Here is a 20,309-nt window from a genome sequence, read left to right as displayed (position 1 = left end):
GCCGGGGGCGGCGGATCCTCAGACGCCGTGCCGCAGCACCAGCGCCGAGTTCGAGCCCATGAGCCCCCGGCTGAGGACCAGGGCCGTGCGCACCGGTGCGGGGCGGGCACGGCCGGTCACCAGATCGAGGTCATGGCAGATGTCGGCGACGTTCGGGGTGGGCGGGATCAGGCCGTGCTCCAGGGCGAGCACCGCGGCCGCCGCGTCCAGCACCGGCGCCGCGCAGTACGCCCGTCCGATGCCGGTCTTCGGCGCCGTCACGGGCACCTGCCGGCCGTGGGCGCCCAGCGCGTCGGCGATGGCGAGGGCCTCCGCCCGGTCCGCCTGCGGCGTCCCGAGCGCGTCGGCGAAGACGACGTCGACCTCCTCGGGCGCGCAGCCGGCCTGGGCCAGGGCGCCGCGGATGGCCTCCGCCAGGCCCTGCCGGGACAGCTCCCAGCGGCCGGCGCCGGTGAACGTCGCCGCGTGCCCGGCGATCACCGCCCGCACCGGCACGCCCCGCGCCCGGGCCGCCCGCTCGTCCTCCACGACGAGCATCGCGCCGCCCTCCGCGGGCACGAAACCCGAGGCGTCGCCGGTGAAGGGGCGATAGGCGCGCTGCGGATCGGTCACCGGGCTCAGCTCGCCGTAACCGAGCTGACACACCATCGAGTACGGCGCGAGCGGCGCCTCGGTCGATCCCGCCACGAGGACGTCGGTGCCGCGGGCCACGGCCCGGGCCGCGTGCGCCAGGGCGTCCAGGCCGCCCGCCTCGTCGGCGGCCACCACCGAGCACGGCCCCTTGAAGCCGCGCCGGATGGAGATCTGGCCGGTGCTGGCCGCGTAGAACCAGGCGATGGACTGCCAGGGGCCGACGTAGCGGCTGCCCTTGCCCCACAGCTTCTGCAGCTCCCGCTGGCCGAACTCGCCGCCGCCGGATCCGGCCGCGGTGACCACGCCCGCCGAGAACGGGGCGCCCTCGGTGTCGGCCCGGCCGAGCCGGGCGTCCTGAAGCGCCTCGTCGGCCGCCGCCAGCGCGAAGTGGGTGAACCGGTCGGTCTGGACGAGGATCCGCTCCTCGATCACCGCCGACGCGTCGAAGGACGGCACCTGCCCGGCCACCTTCAGCGGCAGCTGCCCGCAGCCCTCGCGGGTGATGCGGTCCAGGACGGTCACGCCCTCCTGGGTGGCCTTCCAGAACGTCTCGGCAGTGGTTCCGTTGGGGGCGACGACACCGATGCCGGTGACCACCGCCCGCCGTGTGCCAGGCGCGCTCATGATGACCTCTCCCTCGGCCGGGTCAGGATCACCGCGGACTGGAACCCGCCGAAGCCGCTGCCCACCGACAGCACGGCATCCAGCCGCCGCTCGCGGGCCACCCGCGGGACGTAGTCCAGGTCGCACTCGGGATCGGGGGTCTCGTAGTTCGCGGTGGGCGGTACCACCTGGTGGGCCATGGCCAGCACGCACGCTGCCACCTCGATCGCCCCGATCGCGCCCAGCGAGTGGCCCACCATCGACTTGATGGAGCTCATGGGCGTCTCGTAGGCGTGGTGCCCCAGCGCCCGCTTGACCGCGGCCGTCTCGTGCCGGTCGTTCTGCCGGGTGCCGGAGCCGTGCGCGTTGACGTAGTCGATCGCCGAGCCGTCCAGCCGGGCGTGGTCCAGGGCCTGCTCGATGGCCCGCGCCATCTCCACACCCTCGCTGGTCAGACCGGTCATGTGGTAGGCGTTGCCGAAGGTGGCGTAGCCGCTCAGCTCGCAGTAGACGCGCGCGCCGCGGGCCCGTGCGTGCTCCAGTTCCTCCAGCACCAGCACCGCGCCGCCCTCGCCCATGACGAACCCGTCACGGTCGTTGTCGAAGGGCCGCGAGGCGTGCTCGGGGTCGTCGTTGTTCGGGCTGGTCGCCTTGATCGCGTCGAAGCACGCCATCGTGATCGGGGATATCGGCGAGTCCGACGCGCCGGCTATGCAGATGTCGGCCCGCCCCTCCTGCACCGTGTACAGCGCGTACCCGACCGCGTCGAGGCCGGAGGTGCAGCCCGTGGACACCGTCTGCACCGGGCCGCGCGCCCCGAACCGTTCGGCCACCGTCGAGGCCAGCGTGCTCGGCGTGAACGCCCGCTCCAGATGCGGCCGGGCCCGTTCGTGGTCCACCTCCCAGCGCTCGCCGTGGTGGCTGACCAGCACGTAGTCGCTCTCCAGCCGGGTGGTCCCGCCGACGGCGGTGCCCAGCGAGACCGCGACCCGCCAGGGGTTGACCCGGGTCAGGTCCAGCCCCGCGTCCCGCACCGCCTCCTCGCCGGCGACCAGCGCGAACTGGATGTAGCGGTCGCAGCGTTGGATCTGCTCCTCGCTCAGTCCCGCCGCCACCGGGTCGAAGTCGCACTCGGCGGCTATGCGGGAGCGCAGGCCCGCCGGGTCGAAGAAGGTGATGCCGCGTGTCGCGGTGCGCCCGTTCGCCAGCAGGTCCCAGAACGCGTCGGCGCCTATGCCGCCGGGCGCCACCACGCCTATGCCGGTGACCGCGACCCGCCTGGTCATGACCGGACCTCCGAGGCACCGGCCGGTTCCGGTTCCGCCGCCCGCGCCGCGCTCACCGGGACGGTCTGAGTGCCCTCGGTGTCGACGTGGCCGAGCTGCGGGCGCGGGGCCAGCGGACCGAGGTGGAAGACGATGCGCGCCTCCACGTTGCCCACGTTGCGGAACCGGTGGCGGGTGTAGGCGGGGATCATCAGGCCCTGCTCCGGCCGCAGCGGATGCGGCTCGCCGTCCAGGTCCACCTCCAGATCGCCGCAGACGACGTACACGAACTCCTCGGAGTAGGGGTGGTAGTGCTCGCCGATGCGGTCGCCCGGCTGCACGATGGCCACGCCCATGAAGCCGCTGGTGGAGCCGACCGTGGCCGGGGTGAGCATGGCGCGCAGGTCGCCTCCGCGCTTGACGTTGGGCTCGATGTCGCTGAGGTCCACGATTCTGGGTCGGGGTTTGATCACGACGTCTCCTCCGGTGGTGTGGTGGGTCGGCACGAAGCGGATCGGTTCGCGGGGGCGCGGACGGTGCCGGGGCTCACGCCTCGGCCCGGCGGTCGGTGACGAGCCGCATCCGGGCCAGCGACAGCAGCCGGGTCAGGTCGCCGTCCTTCTGCGCCGCGTCCTCGTCCAGCAGGCAGGTCAGCTGCGCCACCTGCGCCGGGTCCGCGAGGCCCAGCGCGGCCGCGGGCTGCAGTTCCTGGCCCGCCCGCACGTCGAGGAGGCGGACGACCACGTCGTTGCGCTCGTAGACCGTGCTGCGCAGCACCGGGCCCGCCGGGTCGTCGGCGGCCCGCTCGGCCTCCCGGGCCAGCAGCTCCGCGAGCTTCATGCCCATGCCGGGGCGGGCCGGGTAGTACAGCGCCTGCCGCTCGGCCGGCACATCGTCCTGACCGGTCGTCACGTGGTGCACGGCGGGCAGCGCCGCCCGGGTGAAGAAGACCCGTACGGACTCCTCGTCGGTGAAGTCCCGCTCCTGTTCCAGGTACGGGTTGATCTGCTCCTCCACCGCCCGGATCTCCGGCTGCCGGGCCACGTGCCGCAGCGCGGCCAGCAGGTCGCCGCGCACCTCGATGGCGCGCACCACCCGGTTGCCGTGCATGAACAGCGAGGTCCGGCACAGCCGGGTGGTGTCGTCCACGCGGGACTCGGGCGAGTCGTACCCGGCGAGGATCTCGGCGACCTTGTCCTCGCTGCCCGGCTGGACGGTGAAGGTCAGGGCGTGGCGGATCACCCCGTCGCCGATGCGCGGCGAGGTCTGCAGCCGCCGCCCGGCCTCCGCCTCGTCGAGCCCGCGGCCCATCTCGCGCACGACGTGGAACCGCAGCGAACGGGTGTCGCGGATGCAGCTGTGCATCGGCCGCACCGTGCGCACGTGCTCCTCGCTGTTGACCCACGCCAGGAACGGCGGGGCGCTCTCCCACTCGCTGGTGATCAGCCACTGGGAGGGGTTCTCGATGGACTGGCACAGCTGGTCGCTGATGTGCCCGGGCACGGACGCGACCTGCTTGCCCATCTCTTCGTAGGCCTCCAGGAACTGCTGCTGGGCGCCGTCGTAGACGTCCACCAGCAGCACCACACGAAGCCGGGAGCCGTCGAAGACGGACTGGGAGACACGTTTGGCGGACTGCTGCTGGACGGTTCGAGGGGCACGCTCGGTGAGGGCGGTCATTGCGGTACGTCTCCTTGCCGGAACGGGCGGGCACGGACGGGGCTGGTGGGGTGGAGGCCGGCGAGCCGGCGGGGACGGGTCGGGTCGTGGACGGGTCGTGCGGACGGGGTCTCGTTACGGACGGGTCGTTCGGACGGTGTCTCGTGACGGACGGGTCGTGGGGACGGGGTCTCGTGACGGACAGGGCCTGACGGGACGTCACGGCCCGGCGGAAAGCGTCGGCGCGCGTGACGCGACGTCAGCGTGATCTCGATCCTGTGCCCGCCGGGGTCGGTGCGCGACTCGTGTGCACCACGTGGGTGATCAGACGGGTGAACAGTCCCGCGAACGCATGCCGCCCGGGCCCGCACCGGGCATGGAAACAGGGATGCGCCCACATCCCGCACCCCGCACCCCGCACCTGGAGGCATCGATGCACCAAGAAGCCGACCACCGGGTACCCGTCCTGATCGTCGGCGGCTCCCTGGTGGGCCTGTCCACGTCACTGTTCCTCGGCCGTCTCGGCGTGCCGCACCTGCTGGTCGAGCGTCACTCCGACACGTCCGTCCACCCCCGTGGACGCGGCAACAATGTGCGCACCATGGAGCTGTACCGGGTCGCCGGCATCGAGCCCGACATCAAGCAGGCCGCGGCCCTGCTCGCCGGCAACCACGGCATCCTGCAGACCCGGACCCTGGTCGGCGACGCCGGGGAATGGCTGTTCAAGCACATCGACCCGGGCGGCGGCCTGGCCAGGTTCAGCCCCACCGGCTGGTGCCTGTGCAGCCAGAACGACCTGGAGCCCGTGCTGCTCAAGGGCGCCCGGGCGCTCGGCGGCGACGTGCGCTTCTCCCACGAGCTGGAGTCCTTCGAGCAGGACGCCGACGGGGTGACGGCCGTCGTGCTGGACCGCGGCCGTGACGAGCGCTTCACCGTCCGGGCGGACTACCTGGTCGCCGCCGACGGCCCGCGCAGCCCCGTGCGGCGCCGGCTCGGCATCGGACACAGCGGCCCGGGCGACCTGTTCGCCAACGTCAGCGTCACCTTCCGCTCCAAGCTGCTCGCCGACGTCGTCGGCGACCGCCGCTTCATCTGCTGCTATCTCACCGACCCCGAGGCCGACGGCGCCCTGCTGCCCATCGACAACAAGGAGCACTGGGTCTTCCACGCCCCCTGGCACCCCGAGCGCGGAGAGACCCTGGAGGAGTTCACCGAGGACCGCCTCCAGCGCCACATCCGCCGCGCCGTCGGCGTCCCGGACCTCGACGTCGAGATCACCGGAAAGGCGTCCTGGCGCGCCGCCGAACGCGTCGCCGACCGGTACTGTGACGGCCGGGTCTTCCTCGCCGGCGACTCCGCGCACGAGATGTCCCCCACCGGCGCCTTCGGCTCCAACACCGGCATCCAGGACGCCCACAACCTGGCCTGGAAGCTCGCCGCCGTCCTCGCCGGCTGGGCAGGGCCGGGGCTGCTCGCGACCTACGAGACCGAGCGCCGTCCCGTCGCCGTCGCCACCAGCGCCCGCGCCTCCGCCCGCTCCGTCGAGCACAGCCACCCCGGCTTCGCCCCCGCCCCCGGCATCGGCGAGGGCAAGCGGGGCGGCATCCTCAACGTCGTCCTCGGCTACCGCTACCCGGACGGCGCCGTCGTCGGCGCCGACCCCGGCCAGGACGTGGTGCCGGAGGACCTGCGCCTGACCGGCGAGCCCGGCACCCGCGCCCCTCACCTGTGGCTGCGCCGCAGCGGCACCCGGATCTCCACGCTCGACCTGTACGAGCGCGTCCCGGTGCTGCTCAGCGACGCGGGGTCCTCGGCCGGCTGGCACGCGGCGGCCCGGCGCGTGGCGCAGGAGACCGGCGTCCCGCTGGAGTCGTACCGCATCGGCGCGGAACTCACCTGTGACCAGGACGCCGCCGGCCCCGAGGCGGAGCGATACGACTGGGCCCGCGCCCACGGCATCAGCACCGACGGGGCGGTCCTCGTCCGCCCCGACGGTTTCGTCGCCTGGCGCGCGCCCGGCGCCGACCCCGACCCGGAAGGCACCCTGCGCACGGTCCTGACGGCCGTGCTGCGCAGCAACTGACCCCGCACACGGGCCCGGCAGGACGACCGCGCCGGCCCGTCCGCCTGCACCTGTGCCGGACCTGTGCCGGCGCCTGTGACGGACCTGTGCCGGCACCTGTGACGGACCTGTGCCGGCACCTGTGACGGACCTGTGCCGGCACCTGTGACGGACCTGTGCCGGCGCCTGTGACAAAGGCCACCCCGCCCGGGGTGGCCTTCGTCGTCCGAAGCCTCCTGTCGGATTCGAACCGACGACCTGCTGTTTACAAGACAGCTGCTCTGACCAGCTGAGCTAAGGAGGCGAGTGCACCGGCGCACAGCGCCGTGCCCGTGCAGTGTACCCAGCCCGCCGCACGGCCTCGCCGAGAATTCCCGCGAAGTTCACGGGCTCTCACGTACTGACAGACCAGGTGAACGCCAGGTACCGTCCTGTGCCAGTTCACACGTGTGGACTACACCACACCACAACGGCACATCCGTCGTGGCATCCACCTTCCTACAACGGATCGTCCGGCACGTTCCTGCCGGTAGAAGGGGGCCCACACCATGGCCACTGTCCAGTTCGACAAGGCGACCCGCATCTACCCGGGTGCCGAGAAGCCCGCCGTCGACGCGCTCGACATCGACATCGCGGACGGCGAATTCCTCGTCCTGGTCGGCCCGTCCGGCTGCGGCAAGTCGACCTCGCTGCGCATGCTGGCGGGACTGGAGGACGTCAACTCCGGCGCCATCCGCATCGGTGACCGCGACGTCACCCACCTGCCGCCGAAGGACCGGGACATCGCCATGGTGTTCCAGAACTACGCGCTCTACCCGCACATGACGGTCGCCGACAACATGGGCTTCGCGCTCAAGATCGCCGGTGTGCCGAAGGCGGAGATCCGCAAGAAGGTCGAGGAGGCCGCGAAGATCCTCGACCTGACGCAGTACCTGGACCGCAAGCCGAAGGCGCTCTCCGGTGGTCAGCGCCAGCGTGTCGCGATGGGCCGCGCGATCGTGCGCGAGCCGCAGGTCTTCCTCATGGACGAGCCGCTGTCCAACCTGGACGCCAAGCTCCGCGTGTCCACCCGTACCCAGATCGCCTCACTGCAGCGCCGCCTGGGCATCACCACCGTGTACGTCACCCACGACCAGGTCGAGGCCATGACCATGGGCGACCGGGTGGCCGTGCTCAAGGACGGTGTGCTCCAGCAGGTGGACACCCCGCGCCACATGTACGACAAGCCGGCCAACCTCTTCGTCGCCGGCTTCATCGGCTCGCCCGCGATGAACCTGGTCGAGGTGCCGATCACCGACGGCGGTGTGAAGTTCGGCAACAGCGTGGTGCCGGTCAACCGCGAGGCGGTCAAGGCCGCCGCGGACAAGGGCGACCGCACCGTCACCGTCGGCGTCCGCCCCGAGCACTTCGAGGTGGTCGGCGAGGGCGGCTCCGCGTCCTCCTCGCTGTCCAAGGACAGCGCCGACGCCCCGGCCGGTCTCGCCGTCTCCGTCACCGTGGTCGAGGAGACCGGCGCCGACGCCTATGTCTACGGCACCGTCGAGGTCGGCGGCGAGAGCAAGGAGCTGGTGGTCCGCGTCGACAGCCGCGCGGTGCCGGAGAAGGGCTCCACGCTGCACGTGGTGCCGCGGCCGGGCGAGACCCACGTGTTCTCCACCTCGACGGGGGAGCGGCTGTCCGACTGACGCCGGCCGCACCGCGCGGTCCGGCGGGCTCGTCGGGCGCGGAGGGCACGCCACGTCCCCCGTCCTGCTGACGCCTTACGGCTGAAACCCGGAATGCCTCCGGACGCTTGACCCGATCCGCGAAGAAGGGCCCCGTGAACAGCCACGGGGCCCTTCCGCATGCCCGCTGAACCCCCGGTGCACGGGAACATTTCGAGCCGCGTTCGTCAACACGACGCCCCGGAACCCGCTCCCGCCCATCCCTCGAAAAGGTGACCAAATGTCGCCAAATCATTACCAGGGGCTACGCTGCGACGCGTGAAGCACTCCACCACCCACACCACGCGACGCGGCCGGGGCCCCGCCCGCCGGATCGGCCGCTCCCTCGCCCTCGTCCTGCCCGTCGTCCTGGTGCTCTCCGGGACCCTCGCGGTCACCCGAGTGAACTGGTCGGGGAACCCGTCGAACTCGGTGCTCACCGCGTCCGAGGCGTCCGTGGCCGGACCCTCGGGCCGCTCCCGCGCCCCGCAGGACGTGCTGCGCGACCGTCTGCTGACGGAACTGCAGGAGAAGGACCCGGGCGTGGCGCTCACCCATCTGCAGGAGGCGGTCAACGGCCGTCCCGCGCTGGCCCGGCACTGCGCCTCCATCGCCCGCACCCTCGGGCGCGCCGCGGTCCGCATCTACGGCCCCTCCCGCGCCCAGTCCTACGCCCGTCCGGTCTGCGACACCTCCTTCGCCTCCGGCGTCATGGCCGCCCACAGCTGACGGCCCGCGGCACACCGCGCCGGCCCGTGCTGTCCGGCGACCAGTGCCCGACGCCCCCTTCTTCCTCCGCTCCCGCCCCGCCGCATCTCCCGGCGGGGCGTTTGGCTGGACGGCCCGCTCCCACCGCTGTGCGGCCCACCGGCGCCGACCGCCACGGCCGGCGGGCGGCCGGCACGTAAAGTGCGGCCATGACCCATCCGAACGCGGCGCTGCGCCCCACTCAAGCCGTCATCCTCGCCGGTGGCCAGGGGTCCCGGCTGCGCCCCTACACCGACGACCGGCCCAAGCCGATGGTCGAGATCCCCGGCACGGGCGTGCCGATCATCGGTCACCAGATCGCCTGGCTGGCCGAGGAGGGCGTCACCGATGTGGTGGTCTCCTGCGGCCACCTCGCCGAGGTCCTGCAGGACTGGCTGGCCTCCGCGACGCTGCCGGCGAAGGTCACCACCGTGGTGGAGCCCGAACCGCTCGGCCGCGGCGGCGCCCTGCGCTTCGCCGCCGCCCGTCTGCCCCGCCCGGACCAGGCCTGGTACGCCACGAACGGCGACATCTGGACCCGTTTCTCGCTGCGCGACATGGCGGACTTCCACACCGAGCGGGACGCGCTGGCCACGCTCGCGCTGGCCCGGCCGCGCATCCCGTGGGGTGCCGTGCGGACCGACGGCTTCGGTCATGTCACGGACTTCATCGAGGCCCCGCCGTCCACGGTCGAGATCAACGCGGGCGTGTACGTGTTCGCGCCCCGGTTCGCCGACCTGCTGCCGGAGCGGGGCGACCACGAGCGCACCACGTTCCCGCGGCTGGCCCGCGAGCGGCGGCTGGCGGGGTTCCCGATCCCGCAGGGCGCCTACTGGCGGGCCATCGACACCGCGAAGGACCTGTCTCAGGCCGCGAAGGAGCTGGCCGCCCTCACCCGCTGAGCACGCGCGCAAGCGACCGCGACGGGGGTCCGCACCGGCCGGTGCGGACCCCCGTCGCATGTGCGGGCGGGATACGGCCTACCCCAGCAGGCCGCCGACCAGGCCGCCCGGCTGCCCCGTGGAGGAGCTGCCGCCGCCGGAGCCGGTGTTCCCGGTGTCGCCGGTGGCACCCGAGGTGCCCGAGGCGCCGGTCGGGCCGCTCCCGCCGGTCGCGGTGCCGCCGGAGGCCGGGCCGGAGCCGGTGCTGGGCACCCGCTGCTCAGGGGAGGAGTAGCGCGGCGTGGTGCGGCCGGTGATGCCCTGGGTGTGGCTGGGCGTGCCGCCGGTCGCGGTGCCGCGGTCCTGCCCGGTGCCCTGGGAGGCCGACGGGCCGCCGGACGGGCCGGACGAGCTGCCGCGGGGGCTGGGCGAGGCCGGGGCCGACGGCGACGTGGACTGCCGCTGGGACCCGGAGGTCCGCGGCAGCGGCGAGCCGGGCAGCTCGTTGCGCGGGGCCTCGCCCGGGCCGGGCACCACGACCCGGTCGGCGTCGCGCACCGCACCGCCGAGCACGGAGCCCACCAGCAGCGTCAGCCCGGTGACCAGGACGGTGAGCACAGAGCCCCGGCGCAGCACGTACCGGCGCAGCTCCCAGATGCCGGCGCGCGGACCCAGACGCCGCCAGGCCGAGGCAGCGAGGCGCCCGTCGACGGAGTACACGGGGGCGCCGGCGATGACCAGCGGCGACCAGGCGGCGAGGTAGATGATGTCGGGCGCGTCGTAGACCGGCGCCGAGCGCCAGCTGACGGTGACGACGATGGCGGCGGACAGCAGCGCGCCGGCCACCGCGGCCAGCCGCTGCCAGCAGCCCAGCACCGTGAGCACCCCGACGATCACCTGGAGGAAGGCGACGACCAGCCCGGAGCCGACGGGGTGCTGCAGGGCGAAGTGGTGCAGCGGCTCGGCGACGGCCCAGGGATGCAGCTGGTGCAGCCACTTGACCATGGAGCCGCGGCTGCCGCCGTCGAAGTAGAGCGGGTCGCACAGCTTGCCCATGCCGGCGTACAGGGAGACGAACCCCAGGAAGATGCGCAGCGGGAGCAGGACGACACCGAGGTTCATCCGGCGGCCCGGGTAGTAGGCGTGCCGGGCGGGGTCGTCGCCGGTCCGCCGGGAGCGCCGCGGCTGCTCCCCGGCCGCGGGAGCGGCCGTGTCACCGCGCTCGCCGGCATCGTCGTCCACGCCGTCCGCGGCACCGTCGTACGCCGGTGCCTGCCCGGTCTGCTCCTCGTAGGTGCTGCCGGCGGTCCGCATCTGCGGCTGCAGCCGGGTCTCGCCGGCCCCGGGGCCGCGCTGGGCGCCGACGACGGGGGTCTCGACGGTCTCGTCGAGGTCGCCGCAGCCGGGGGCCGCGCCGGGCGCGCCGTAGCCGCCCGAGGCGTCGATGCGCGGGATGACCTGGGTGGCCCCGGCGTCACCCGCCGGCTGTTCGCCGTGCCGCACACTGCCGCTGCGCACGGCCTGCAGCAGCCGGTGGGCTCCGGTGTCGTCGGGCGCCGATCTGCCGCTCCACACGACGGGGCGGCGGTGGGGTGCCACGGGCATACGGGCGGTGTGCTCGGCGGCGCCCAGGTGCCGGGCGATCCGCGGGGAGCGAGCGCGCCGCGAGGAGGCGCCCAGCTGCACGCGGAAACTGGCGTGCGTGACGATGACCTGCGCCGGATCGCTCGGCACCTTCACCATGCTCAGCGCGGGAGCGTCGTCGTACCCCGACGAGCGGTCCCCCGTGGGTGTGCGGGGTGTTCTGGTGTCCACACTCAACTAACCGAGTGACGAGGAGTTAGGACACTGCCGTGACCCGCCCGATCTGTCCGGGCCCCGTCAAAGGGCCGCGAACGAACCGGAACCACCCATTCGGGTGACCTTGCGGACACCTGCTCGCCCGCCGGAGGCGGGCCCGGCTCAGCGGCGCCGGCGTGCCGCCTCGTACAGCACGATGCCCGCCGCGACACCGGCATTGAGCGACTCCGCGCCGCCCGGCATCGGGATCCGCACCCTGACGTCGCAGGTCTCCCCGACGAGCCTTGAGAGGCCCTTGCCCTCGCTGCCGACGACGATGACCACGGGGCCGTCCAGGACGTCCAGGTCGGACAGGTCGGTCTCGCCGTCGGCGGCCAGGCCGACGACCATGATCCCGGCCTTCTTGTAGGCCTCCAGCGCGCGGGTGAGGTTGGTGGCGCGTGCCACCGGGGTGCGGGCGGCCGTGCCGGCGGAGGTCTTCCAGGCGCCGGCGGTCATGCCGGCCGCGCGCCGCTCGGGCACGACCACGCCGTGGCCGCCGAAGGCGGAGACGGAACGGACGACCGCGCCGAGGTTGCGCGGGTCGGTCACCCCGTCCAGGGCGACGATCAGCGGGTCCTCGCCCGCGTCGGCGGCGGCGTCGGCCAGGTCCTGCGGGTGGGCGTACTCGTACGGCGGGACCTGCAGGACCAGGCCCTGGTGGTTGAGCCCGCCTGTCATCCGGTCCAGCTCCGGGCGCGGGGCCTCCATGAGGTTGATCGCGCCGCGCTCGGCGGCCAGCTGCAGCGCCTCGCGCACCCGCTCGTCGTTGTCGATGAACTGCTGGACGTAGAGGGTGGAGGCGGGCACGCCCTCGCGCAGCGCCTCCACGACCGGGTTGCGGCCGACGACCAGCTCGGCGGAGGACCGGCCGGCGCCGCGGCGCGGGCGGCCCTGGGCACGGCGGGCCTTCGCCTGGGCGGCGCGCTGCTTGGGGTGTCCCTTGCGCAGCTCGGCGGGGGGCGTGGGGCCCTTGCCCTCCAGGCCCCGGCGCCGCTTGCCGCCGCTGCCGACCTGCGCGCCCTTCTTGCCGGACATGCGGCGGTTGTGAGCGGCCATGACCTACCTGTCTGTCGGAGCGTTTCAGTACGTGCGTATGTGTCCCGTGCGTACGTCGGTGACGCGGAAAGCGTACGTCCGGGTGGGTGCCGTCCGGGCGGCCGGGCGGCACGGCCGGGCCCTCGCGGGCCCGGGGTATCCGGCCGGCGGCTCAGTCGGCGCGCAGGCTCCAGCGGGGGCCCTGCGGGCTGTCCTCGACGACCAGCCCGGACTGGTTCAGCTGGTCGCGCAGGGCGTCCGCGGTGGCCCAGTCCTTGCGGGCCCGGGCGGCCTCGCGCTGGTCCAGCACCATGCGGACCAGGGAGTCGACCACGCCGTGCAGGTCCTCGCCGCGGTCGCCGCCCTCGCCGGCCCAGTGCTCGTCGAGCGGGTCGAGGCCGAGCACGCCGAGCATGGCGCGCAGCTCCGCGAGCCGGGCCACGGCGGCTTCCTTGTCGTCGGCGGCCAGCGCGCTGTTGCCCTGCCGGACCGTGGTGTGGACGACCGCGAGCGCCTGCGGGACGCCGAGGTCGTCGTCCATGGCCTCGGCGAAGGCGGGCGGCACCTGCGCGGCCGGCTCGACGACCCCGGCCTTCTCCACCACACGCTGGACGAAGCCCTCGATCCGCGCGAACGCGGACTCCGCCTCGCGCAGCGCCTCCTTGCTGTACTCGATCATCGAGCGGTAGTGCGGGGTGCCGAGGTAGTAGCGCAGCACGATGGGCCGCCACTGCTTGATCATCTCGGACACCAGCACGCTGTTGCCGAGCGACTTGGACATCTTGTCGCCGGCCATGGTCACCCAGGCGTTGTGCACCCAGTACTGGGCGAAGTCGTCGCCGTAGGCCTTGGCCTGGGCGATCTCGTTCTCGTGGTGCGGGAAGATCAGGTCCAGGCCGCCGCCGTGGATGTCGAAGGCGCTGCCCAGGTACTTGTGCGCCATGGCGGAGCACTCCAGGTGCCAGCCCGGCCTGCCCTCGCCCCAGGGGGTGGGCCAGGTCGGCTCGCCCGGCTTGGCCGCCTTCCACATCGCGAAGTCGCGCGGGTCGCGCTTGCCGGTCTCGCCCTCGCCGGAGGGCTGCAGCAGGTTGTCCAGGTCCTGCCGCGACAGCTGCAGGTAGCCGGGGAAGGAGCGCACGTCGAAGTAGACGTTGCCGTCGGCAGCGTAGGCGTGGCCGCGGTCGATGAGGTGCTGCATCATCTCGATCATCTCGGGCACGTGCCCGGTGGCCCGCGGCTCGTACGTGGGCGGCAGGCAGCCGAGGGCCCGGTAGCCCTCGTTGAAGGCGCGCTCGTTCTCGTAGCCGATCGCCCACCAGGGCCGGTTCTGCTCGTGGGCCTTTGCGATGATCTTGTCGTCGATGTCGGTGACGTTGCGGATGAACGTCACCTCGTAGCCGCGGTAGGTGAACCAGCGGCGCATGATGTCGAAGTTGAGGTACGAGCGGACGTGCCCGATGTGGGGGGCCGCCTGCACGGTGGCGCCACACAGGTAGATCGAGACACGACCCGGCGTGAGCGGGGTGAAGTCACGGATCTGGCGGGCGCTGGTGTCGTACAGGCGAATAGTCACCACTCCAGAGTAGTGGGCGCGGGGCAGTGCCTTGTGCCCTTTCCCCCCATCGGTGAACGCGTCACGCTCCGCTTGCGGGCGCTCACAGGCCTCCGACGACCTTGGCGGGCCTGATCCGCACGATCACCCGGTCGGCGTCCTGCACCGAGACCGGGTTGAATTCCGCATACTTCTTGCCGGTGTACTTCACCGACAGCTCGTCGATCAGGTCGTCGGCGCCCTCGGTGGTGATCTCCGCGGTGCCGCGGATCTCGGCGTACTCGTACGGGGACTGCGGGTCCACGACGACGACGCTGACCCGCGGGTCGCGGTCGAGGTTCTTCTTCTTGCGGCGGTCCACCGTGGTGGAGATCAGCAGGTCGTCACCGTCCCGCTTGACCCACACCGGGGACAGTTGCGGGCTGCCGTCCGGCTGGACGGTGCCGACGGTGACGAACACGGGGCCGTCGAGGAGGTTCTTCAGACGGTCGGACAGTACGGCGGACATGCACCCTCCGGTCCTGGTGAGTCGACTGATGACGGTGTGACTGTGCGGGTACCTTCCACGCCCGCTGTCAGCTCACACACACCGCGTCAGCCCACCCGCACCACGAGTGCGGTGGCGACCGCCATCAGGCCCTCGCCCCGGCCGGGGAAGCCGAGCCCGTCGGTGGTCGCGCCGGAGACGGACACCGGGGCGCCGGCCGCCTCGGAGAGGATCTCCTGCGCCTCCTCGCGCCGCTTGCCGATCTTCGGCCGGGGGCCGACGACCTGGACGGCGATGTTGCCGATGCGGAAGCCGGCCTCGCGCACGATCCGGGCCGCCTCGGTCAGCAGCGTCACCCCGGAGGCGCCGGACCACTCCGGGCGCCCGGTGCCGAAGTGCTGCCCGAGGTCGCCGAGCCCGGCGGCGGAGAACAGCGCGTTGCACGCGGCGTGCGCGACGACGTCGGCGTCGGAGTGCCCGGCCAGCCCCGGTCCCTCGCCCTCCCACTTCAGGCCCGCGCACCACAGCTCGCGACCCTCCTCGAAGGCGTGGATGTCGGTGCCGATGCCCACCTGCGGAAGCAGCGGCTCTGCCGCGGGCTGCCGCGGTGCGGGCTGTGCCTGCTGCTCAGAAGCCATCGGTGAGCCTCCGCCGGGCCAGGACCGCCTCCGCGAGGACCAGGTCGAGCGGACGGGTGACCTTGAACGCCTCCTCGTGCCCGGGGACGGTCACGACCCGTTCGCCGAGCTGCTCGACCATGCTCGCGTCGTCGGTCACGTCGGTGGTGACCGTCTCGTGGGCGCGCACCAGGGTGGCCCGGTCGAAGCCCTGCGGGGTCTGCACGGCGCGCAGCAGCGAGCGGTCCGGGGTGGCGACGACCGGCTCGGGCGCGCCGGGGGCCGCGGCCGGCTCGACCTGCTTGACGGTGTCGGCGAGCGGCAGCGCCGGGACGACGGCGGGTGCCCCGGCCCGGACCGCCTCGATGACCGCGTCCACGGTGTCCACCGGGACCAGCGGGCGGGCGGCGTCGTGCACCAGGACGATGTCGTGGCCGGGGGGCAGGGCGTCCAGGCCGAGCCGGACCGACTCCTGGCGGGAGCTGCCGCCCGGCACGACGAGGACGTCCGTGCGCTCGGGCAGGGCATGCGCGTCGAGCAGCGACTTGACCTCGGCGGTGCCCTCCGGCGGGGCGACGACCACCACCAGCCGGACCGCGCGGGAGGCCGCCAGGGCGCGGACGGCGTGGATGAGCATGGGCGTGCCGCCCAGCGTGCGCAGCGCCTTGGGGGCGCCCGGACCGAGGCGCACGCCCCGGCCGGCGGCCGGGATCACGGCGGCGACGGGGGCCTCGCTCCGGGCTCCCGCGGCGGGGGGACGCGATTCGTCAGACATCGGTTCCTGTCAGGTTTGTGAGCGGGCCCGGCCTGGGTATGGCCACCCGTGCCGGACGAGACGCCGTTGACCGGACCCTTCCGTGACCCCGGTCGAGCCGGCTCCCCGGCCCGGCACACAGTACCGGCGGACCACTCCCCGTCGCACAGCACTCACGGTCCGGCGTGCTGCCACCGCGGGGCGCGCGCGGCTACGCACATGCCGCAGCGCCCGGCGACGGGATCGCGTCTACGGGCACCGCGGCATCATGCTGTGCTGAAAGAATGAACGTCAGGCGGGTGTCGTACCGTTTGTCGCCTCGCGCCGGGTCAGGACGCGAGCACCTCGTCGAGCAGAGCCTCGGCCTTGTCCTCGTTGGTGTTCTCCGCGAGGGCCAGCTCGCTCACCAGGATCTGGCGCGCCTTGGCGAGCATGCGCTTCTCACCGGCGGAGAGTCCGCGCTCGCGCTCACGGCGCCACAGGTCGCGCACGACTTCCGCAACCTTGATGACGTCACCCGAGGCGAGCTTCTCCAGGTTTGCCTTGTAGCGACGCGACCAGTTCGTGGGCTCCTCGGCGTACGGAGCGCGCAGCACCTCGAAGACCCGGTCCAGTCCGTCCTGTCCGACCACATCACGCACGCCGACGAACTCCGCATTGTCCGCTGGCACACGCACCGTCAGGTCACCCTGGGCGACCTTCAGCACCAAGTAGGTCTTGTCCACGCCTTTGATCTGGCGAGTTTCGATGGCCTCGATCAGCGCGGCCCCGTGATGGGGATAGACCACGGTGTCGCCAACCTTGAACGTCATGTGACAGGTACCCCTTCCGTGGCTATCCAGGGTAACACGGATACGGCGTCATCTGAATGGCGTTTTCGCAGGTCAGAGCATATCTCGGGGCTTGACAACAGCGTGCGGGGCGTGCTTCGGCCACCTTCCGCGACCCGCCCGGAGGCGGGTATCCGCAGGTCGGAGGGGTTCTCCTGGCGCAGCGCAACACGCGCGTCGCATGCCTCCGGCCACCCGCTCGATCGGCGGTATGTCCCGTTTTATCCGCCCCCACGTGCACGACTTCCGCTACTCCGTTCGGTGGCCGTGCGTCGGTTCCCGGACGAATCCGGAATTGATCACAGTCTCGGCGACGGCGTCCCAAGCGGCAGCCGGGTGATCAATTCCGGCACTCACCGCGCATTCCGTCCGCCCGCCTTCCCGGCCCCTTCACGGCGGCCTTGCGGAAAAATCCCCGAGACCGGACGCGACGCGAGAGCACGGACGAACACGGACGGCACACCTATCCCTCGGGGCGCTTATGCGAAAGGCGGACGAAGGCGCGGCAATGGGGGCGGCGCGAAGCCGGGCGCGGCACGCTCCCGGGGCCCGCGCGGGAGCGCTCCCGTGACCCTCCGGGACGCCGAGAGGTGGGTCGGGTGCGATGCCCGGAGAACGGCTCGGTACCCTGAGGCCGCTGACAGACACTTAGGGTGGCTTTATCAGGTGCCGCCCTGGACCGCCCACGTACAAGGAGTTGCCGCCGCCGTGAGCAGCAGCCTTCGACGCGGCGCCCTTGCCGCCGCCGCCATCGCGTTCTCGATCGCCTCGCTCGCCGCGTGCGGCGCCGGCAACGACGCCCAGACGCTTCAGATCAAGCCGGACAACGCGGCCACCACGGTCGGCGACATCAGTGTCCAGAACGCGGTGATCATCACGCAGCCCGGCACCCAGACCAAGGGCCCCGCGGTCGTCTCGGTGACTGTGTTCAACAACGGCAACACCGACCAGACGCTGGACGCCGTCCGCGTCGCGGGCGCCGGCGACGCCCAGCTGACCCCGGCCTCCGGCAAGGGCAAGCTGACCGTCCCGGCCAACGGCTCCCTGATCCTCGGCGGCAAGGGCAACGCCTCCGCCGCCCTGCCGGACCTGGGCCAGAGCGTCCAGGACGGCAACGCCCAGAAGGTCACGTTCACCTTCAGCAAGGACGGTGACGTGAGCCTGCGCGCCTACGTCGTCCCGGCCGAGAGCTACTTCGACAAGTGGGGCCCGAGCAGCGTCCCGGGCGCGGCGGGCGCCCCGGCCGCGACGGCCACCGCCACCGCCACCGCCGGTGAGTCCGGCAAGCCGGAGCAGTCGCACGCGCCGTCCGAGTCCGCGTCGGGCTCCCCGGCCGGCTCCAAGACCGGCGAGGCCACCCCGAGCGACTCCGCGTCCCAGTCGGCGTCGAGCCACTGACCGGCCGTCCGGCCGCGTCCCGCGATCGCATGCGAGGGCGGCGCTCCCACCCGGGAGGGCCGCCCTCGGCCGTCTCCGGCATCCGCCGCGGACAGCGCCGGAGACGGCGCGTGACCCCGGCCGCGCGCTCTACGGCTCGAACTTGTAGCCCAGGCCGCGCACCGTCACCAGATAGCGCGGCGCCCCCGGATCCGGTTCGATCTTGGCGCGCAGGCGCTTGACGTGGACGTCGAGGGTCTTGGTGTCGCCGACGTAGTCGGCGCCCCAGACGCGGTCGATCAGCTGCATCCGGGTCAGCACCCGGCCGGCGTTGCGCAGCAGCATCTCCAGCAGGTCGAACTCCTTCAGCGGCAGATCGACCTTGGTGCCGGAGACGGTGACCACGTGCCGGTCGACGTCCATGCGGACCGGGCCCGCCTCCAGGGTCGTCGGCGCGGCCTCGTCCGGCTCGCCGCGGCGGCGCAGCACCGCGCGGATGCGGGCGACCAGCTCCCGCGAGGAGAACGGCTTGGTGACGTAGTCGTCGGCGCCTATCTCCAGGCCGACCACCTTGTCGATCTCGCTGTCCTTCGCGGTCACCATGATCACGGGGACGTTGGAACGGCCGCGCAGCTGGCGGCACACCTCGGTGCCGGGCAGCCCCGGCAGCATCAGGTCGAGGAGGACGAGGTCGGCGCCGTTGCGTTCGAACTCGTCGAGCCCGTCGGGGCCGGTGGCCGCCACGGCGACCTCGAAGCCCTCCTTGCGGAGCATGTATGACAGTGCGTCGGAGAAGGACTCCTCGTCCTCGACGACGAGCACTCGGGTCACGGAAGGACCTCCGGGGCGGTAAGCGGTTCGTACGGTGATGAGGTGGTTGACGGGGGCGCGGGGGACGAGGAAGCGGAAGCGGAGGGAACAGCGGGATCGGCGGAAGCGGCGGGTCCGGCAGGATCGCCGGCACAGGACCCGGCCTCGTCGTCGAGGGCGGGCCGCTGACGCTGCTCACGGCCGGCGGCCCGGACCGCGCGGTTCCGGGACCGGGGGCCCGCGCCGGCCTCGGGCAGCCGCAGGGTGAACGTGGAGCCCTGGCCCTTGGCGCTCCACACGGTCACCTCCCCGCCATGGGAGGCGACCACATGCTTGACGATGGACAGCCCCAGTCCGGTTCCCCCGGTGGCCCGGGAGCGGGCGGGGTCGACGCGGTAGAAGCGCTCGAAGATGCGCTCCTTGTCCTTGTCGGAGATGCCGATGCCCTGGTCGGTGACGGCGATCTCGATGAGGTCCCCGCCGGGCGCGGACACCCGCCGCACCGCGATGCCGACCCGGGTGCGGGCCGGGGAGTAGTTGACGGCGTTCTCCACGAGGTTGCCCAGGGCGGCGGCGAGCTGGCCCCGGTTGCCCCACACGGCCAGGCCGCTGCCGGCACCGGCCGGCTGCCCGTCCCCGCCGTCACCGCTGCCCTCGGGCACGGGCACGTTCGTGGCCATGGTGATCTGCTTGGTGGAGGCCTGGTGCCGGCAGCGGTCGATGGCCTCGGCGACCAGCTCGTCCACGGGAACCGGTTCGGCGTCCTCCAGCGGGTCGTCGTTCTGCACCCGGGAGAGGTCGATCAGCTCCTGCACCAGGTTGGTCAGCCGGGTCGCCTCCACCTGCATCCGGCCGGCGAAGCGCTGCACGGCCTCCGGGTCGTCCGCGGCCCCCATGACCGCCTCGGACAGCAGGGACAGCGCGCCGACGGGCGTCTTCAGCTCGTGGCTCACATTGGCGACGAAGTCGCGCCGGACGGCCTCGATCCGCCGGGCCTCGGTGAGGTCCTCCACCAGCAGCAGCACCAGTCGCGATCCCAGCGGCGCCACCCGGGCGGAGACGGCGAGGGACTCGCCGCGCCCGGTGCCCCGCCTGGGCAGGTCCAGCTCCACCTGCCGGATCTCCCCGTCCCGCCGGGTGTCCCGGGCCATCTGCAGCATGGGCTCGACGGCCAGCCGGCCGCCGCGGACCAGTCCGAGGGCGTAGGCGGCGGAGCTGGCCTTGACCACGGCGTCGGACTCGTCGAGGACGACCGCCGAGGAGCGCAGCACCGACAGGACGGTGTCCACACCGGGCGGGAGCACCGGCTCGGTGTGCGGGGAGGCCCGTGTGGGACGGCCCTGCTCGCGCTCGCTGAAACGGAGCGCCAGCATCGCGATCACACCGGTGAGCACGCCGGCGATCGCTGCCGCTGCGGCGACCGCCGCGTTCACGTCCATACCCACAGGTTAG

At 72.9% G+C, this 20,309-nt stretch carries 18 protein-coding genes and 1 tRNA gene; 5 read left to right on the top strand and 14 right to left on the bottom strand.

Translation table 11 applies throughout. The annotated features are described in order from the left end of the window. Positions 1 to 18: 18 nt before the first annotated feature. The 4 genes from IE286_RS09395 to IE286_RS09380 form a co-directional block, all read right to left on the bottom strand. Positions 19 to 1,257, bottom strand: a complete 1,239-nt coding sequence (locus tag IE286_RS09395) for a beta-ketoacyl synthase N-terminal-like domain-containing protein (protein WP_189796168.1) — start codon at positions 1,255 to 1,257, stop codon at positions 19 to 21. After that, entirely contained in the window at positions 1,254 to 2,522 is a 1,269-nt protein-coding gene (locus IE286_RS09390; protein ID WP_189796167.1) for a beta-ketoacyl-[acyl-carrier-protein] synthase family protein, read from the bottom strand. The genes IE286_RS09395 and IE286_RS09390 overlap by 4 nt, the downstream gene beginning before the upstream one ends. Next, on the bottom strand, positions 2,519 to 2,974 hold the full coding sequence (locus tag IE286_RS09385) for a cupin domain-containing protein (RefSeq protein ID WP_229862179.1): 456 nt from the start codon (positions 2,972 to 2,974) through the stop codon (positions 2,519 to 2,521). Before IE286_RS09385 ends, IE286_RS09390 begins: the two co-directional genes overlap by 4 nt. A 73-nt stretch (positions 2,975 to 3,047) precedes the next feature. Continuing rightward, positions 3,048 to 4,181, bottom strand: a complete 1,134-nt coding sequence (locus IE286_RS09380; RefSeq protein ID WP_189796166.1) for a SchA/CurD-like domain-containing protein — start codon at positions 4,179 to 4,181, stop codon at positions 3,048 to 3,050. A gap of 412 nt (positions 4,182 to 4,593) precedes the next feature. On the opposite strand from IE286_RS09380, the gene IE286_RS09375 reads away from it, so the two are divergent. Further along, positions 4,594 to 6,243 carry an FAD-dependent oxidoreductase gene (locus IE286_RS09375; RefSeq protein WP_189796165.1) on the top strand — a complete coding sequence of 550 codons (1,650 nt, stop codon included), beginning with the start codon at positions 4,594 to 4,596 and terminating at the stop codon, positions 6,241 to 6,243. A 209-nt stretch (positions 6,244 to 6,452) separates the two neighbouring features. Here the strand turns inward: IE286_RS09375 and IE286_RS09370 are convergent. Further along, a tRNA-Thr gene (locus IE286_RS09370) sits at positions 6,453 to 6,526 on the bottom strand. 244 nt (positions 6,527 to 6,770) lie between these two features. Here IE286_RS09370 and IE286_RS09365 point away from each other — a divergent pair. From IE286_RS09365 to IE286_RS09355, 3 genes are all read left to right on the top strand, one after another. Beyond that, positions 6,771 to 7,907 carry an ABC transporter ATP-binding protein gene (locus IE286_RS09365; protein ID WP_189796164.1) on the top strand — a complete coding sequence of 379 codons (1,137 nt, stop codon included), beginning with the start codon at positions 6,771 to 6,773 and terminating at the stop codon, positions 7,905 to 7,907. A gap of 297 nt (positions 7,908 to 8,204) precedes the next feature. Next, positions 8,205 to 8,654: a hypothetical protein gene (locus IE286_RS09360; protein ID WP_189796163.1), complete on the top strand. Its 450-nt coding sequence runs from the start codon at positions 8,205 to 8,207 to the stop codon at positions 8,652 to 8,654. 188 nt (positions 8,655 to 8,842) lie between these two features. Beyond that, positions 8,843 to 9,574 carry a nucleotidyltransferase family protein gene (locus tag IE286_RS09355; protein ID WP_189796162.1) on the top strand — a complete coding sequence of 244 codons (732 nt, stop codon included), beginning with the start codon at positions 8,843 to 8,845 and terminating at the stop codon, positions 9,572 to 9,574. Positions 9,575 to 9,652: 78 nt separating this feature from the next. On the opposite strand, the gene IE286_RS09350 is transcribed toward IE286_RS09355, so the two are convergent. From IE286_RS09350 to IE286_RS09320, 7 genes are all read right to left on the bottom strand, one after another. Next, positions 9,653 to 11,368: a DoxX family protein gene (locus IE286_RS09350; protein ID WP_229862221.1), complete on the bottom strand. Its 1,716-nt coding sequence runs from the start codon at positions 11,366 to 11,368 to the stop codon at positions 9,653 to 9,655. Positions 11,369 to 11,515: 147 nt separating this feature from the next. Beyond that, complete coding sequence (rlmB, locus tag IE286_RS09345) at positions 11,516 to 12,451, bottom strand: 23S rRNA (guanosine(2251)-2'-O)-methyltransferase RlmB (protein ID WP_189796161.1); 936 nt, start codon at positions 12,449 to 12,451, stop codon at positions 11,516 to 11,518. A gap of 151 nt (positions 12,452 to 12,602) precedes the next feature. Beyond that, positions 12,603 to 14,003, bottom strand: coding sequence for a cysteine--tRNA ligase (gene cysS / locus IE286_RS09340; RefSeq protein ID WP_189796160.1), 1,401 nt, complete (start codon positions 14,001 to 14,003; stop codon positions 12,603 to 12,605). A gap of 82 nt (positions 14,004 to 14,085) precedes the next feature. After that, positions 14,086 to 14,490, bottom strand: coding sequence for a PPOX class F420-dependent oxidoreductase (locus IE286_RS09335; RefSeq protein ID WP_189796159.1), 405 nt, complete (start codon positions 14,488 to 14,490; stop codon positions 14,086 to 14,088). Between the two features lie 86 nt (positions 14,491 to 14,576). Next, positions 14,577 to 15,107 carry a 2-C-methyl-D-erythritol 2,4-cyclodiphosphate synthase gene (ispF, locus tag IE286_RS09330; protein WP_189796158.1) on the bottom strand — a complete coding sequence of 177 codons (531 nt, stop codon included), beginning with the start codon at positions 15,105 to 15,107 and terminating at the stop codon, positions 14,577 to 14,579. After that, the gene (gene ispD, locus IE286_RS09325) at positions 15,097 to 15,861 is read right to left on the bottom strand and encodes a 2-C-methyl-D-erythritol 4-phosphate cytidylyltransferase (RefSeq protein WP_189796157.1); all 765 of its coding nucleotides are present in this window, start codon (positions 15,859 to 15,861) and stop codon (positions 15,097 to 15,099) included. Before ispD ends, ispF begins: the two co-directional genes overlap by 11 nt. Positions 15,862 to 16,169: 308 nt before the next feature. Further along, positions 16,170 to 16,652 (bottom strand): CarD family transcriptional regulator, encoded by a 483-nt coding sequence (locus IE286_RS09320; RefSeq protein WP_003953493.1) that lies wholly within the window; start codon positions 16,650 to 16,652, stop codon positions 16,170 to 16,172. Positions 16,653 to 17,378: 726 nt separating this feature from the next. Between IE286_RS09320 and IE286_RS09315 the strand changes: the two genes are divergently transcribed. Then, positions 17,379 to 18,068, top strand: coding sequence for a copper chaperone PCu(A)C (locus IE286_RS09315; RefSeq protein ID WP_189796156.1), 690 nt, complete (start codon positions 17,379 to 17,381; stop codon positions 18,066 to 18,068). Between the two features lie 129 nt (positions 18,069 to 18,197). Here IE286_RS09315 and phoP read toward each other — a convergent pair whose 3' ends face one another. Both phoP and phoR read right to left on the bottom strand, forming a co-directional pair. Continuing rightward, positions 18,198 to 18,869 carry a two-component system response regulator PhoP gene (gene phoP / locus IE286_RS09310; protein ID WP_478138825.1) on the bottom strand — a complete coding sequence of 224 codons (672 nt, stop codon included), beginning with the start codon at positions 18,867 to 18,869 and terminating at the stop codon, positions 18,198 to 18,200. A 5-nt stretch (positions 18,870 to 18,874) separates the two neighbouring features. Continuing rightward, a complete protein-coding gene (phoR, locus tag IE286_RS09305; RefSeq protein ID WP_189796155.1) occupies positions 18,875 to 20,296 on the bottom strand; it encodes a two-component system sensor histidine kinase PhoR in 1,422 nt (473 codons plus the stop codon). Positions 20,297 to 20,309: the final 13 nt, after the last annotated feature.

Source organism: Streptomyces thermodiastaticus, from assembly GCF_014656135.1.
Lineage (GTDB): Bacteria > Actinomycetota > Actinomycetes > Streptomycetales > Streptomycetaceae > Streptomyces > Streptomyces thermodiastaticus.
This window is presented reverse-complemented; position numbering and strand designations above follow the sequence as displayed.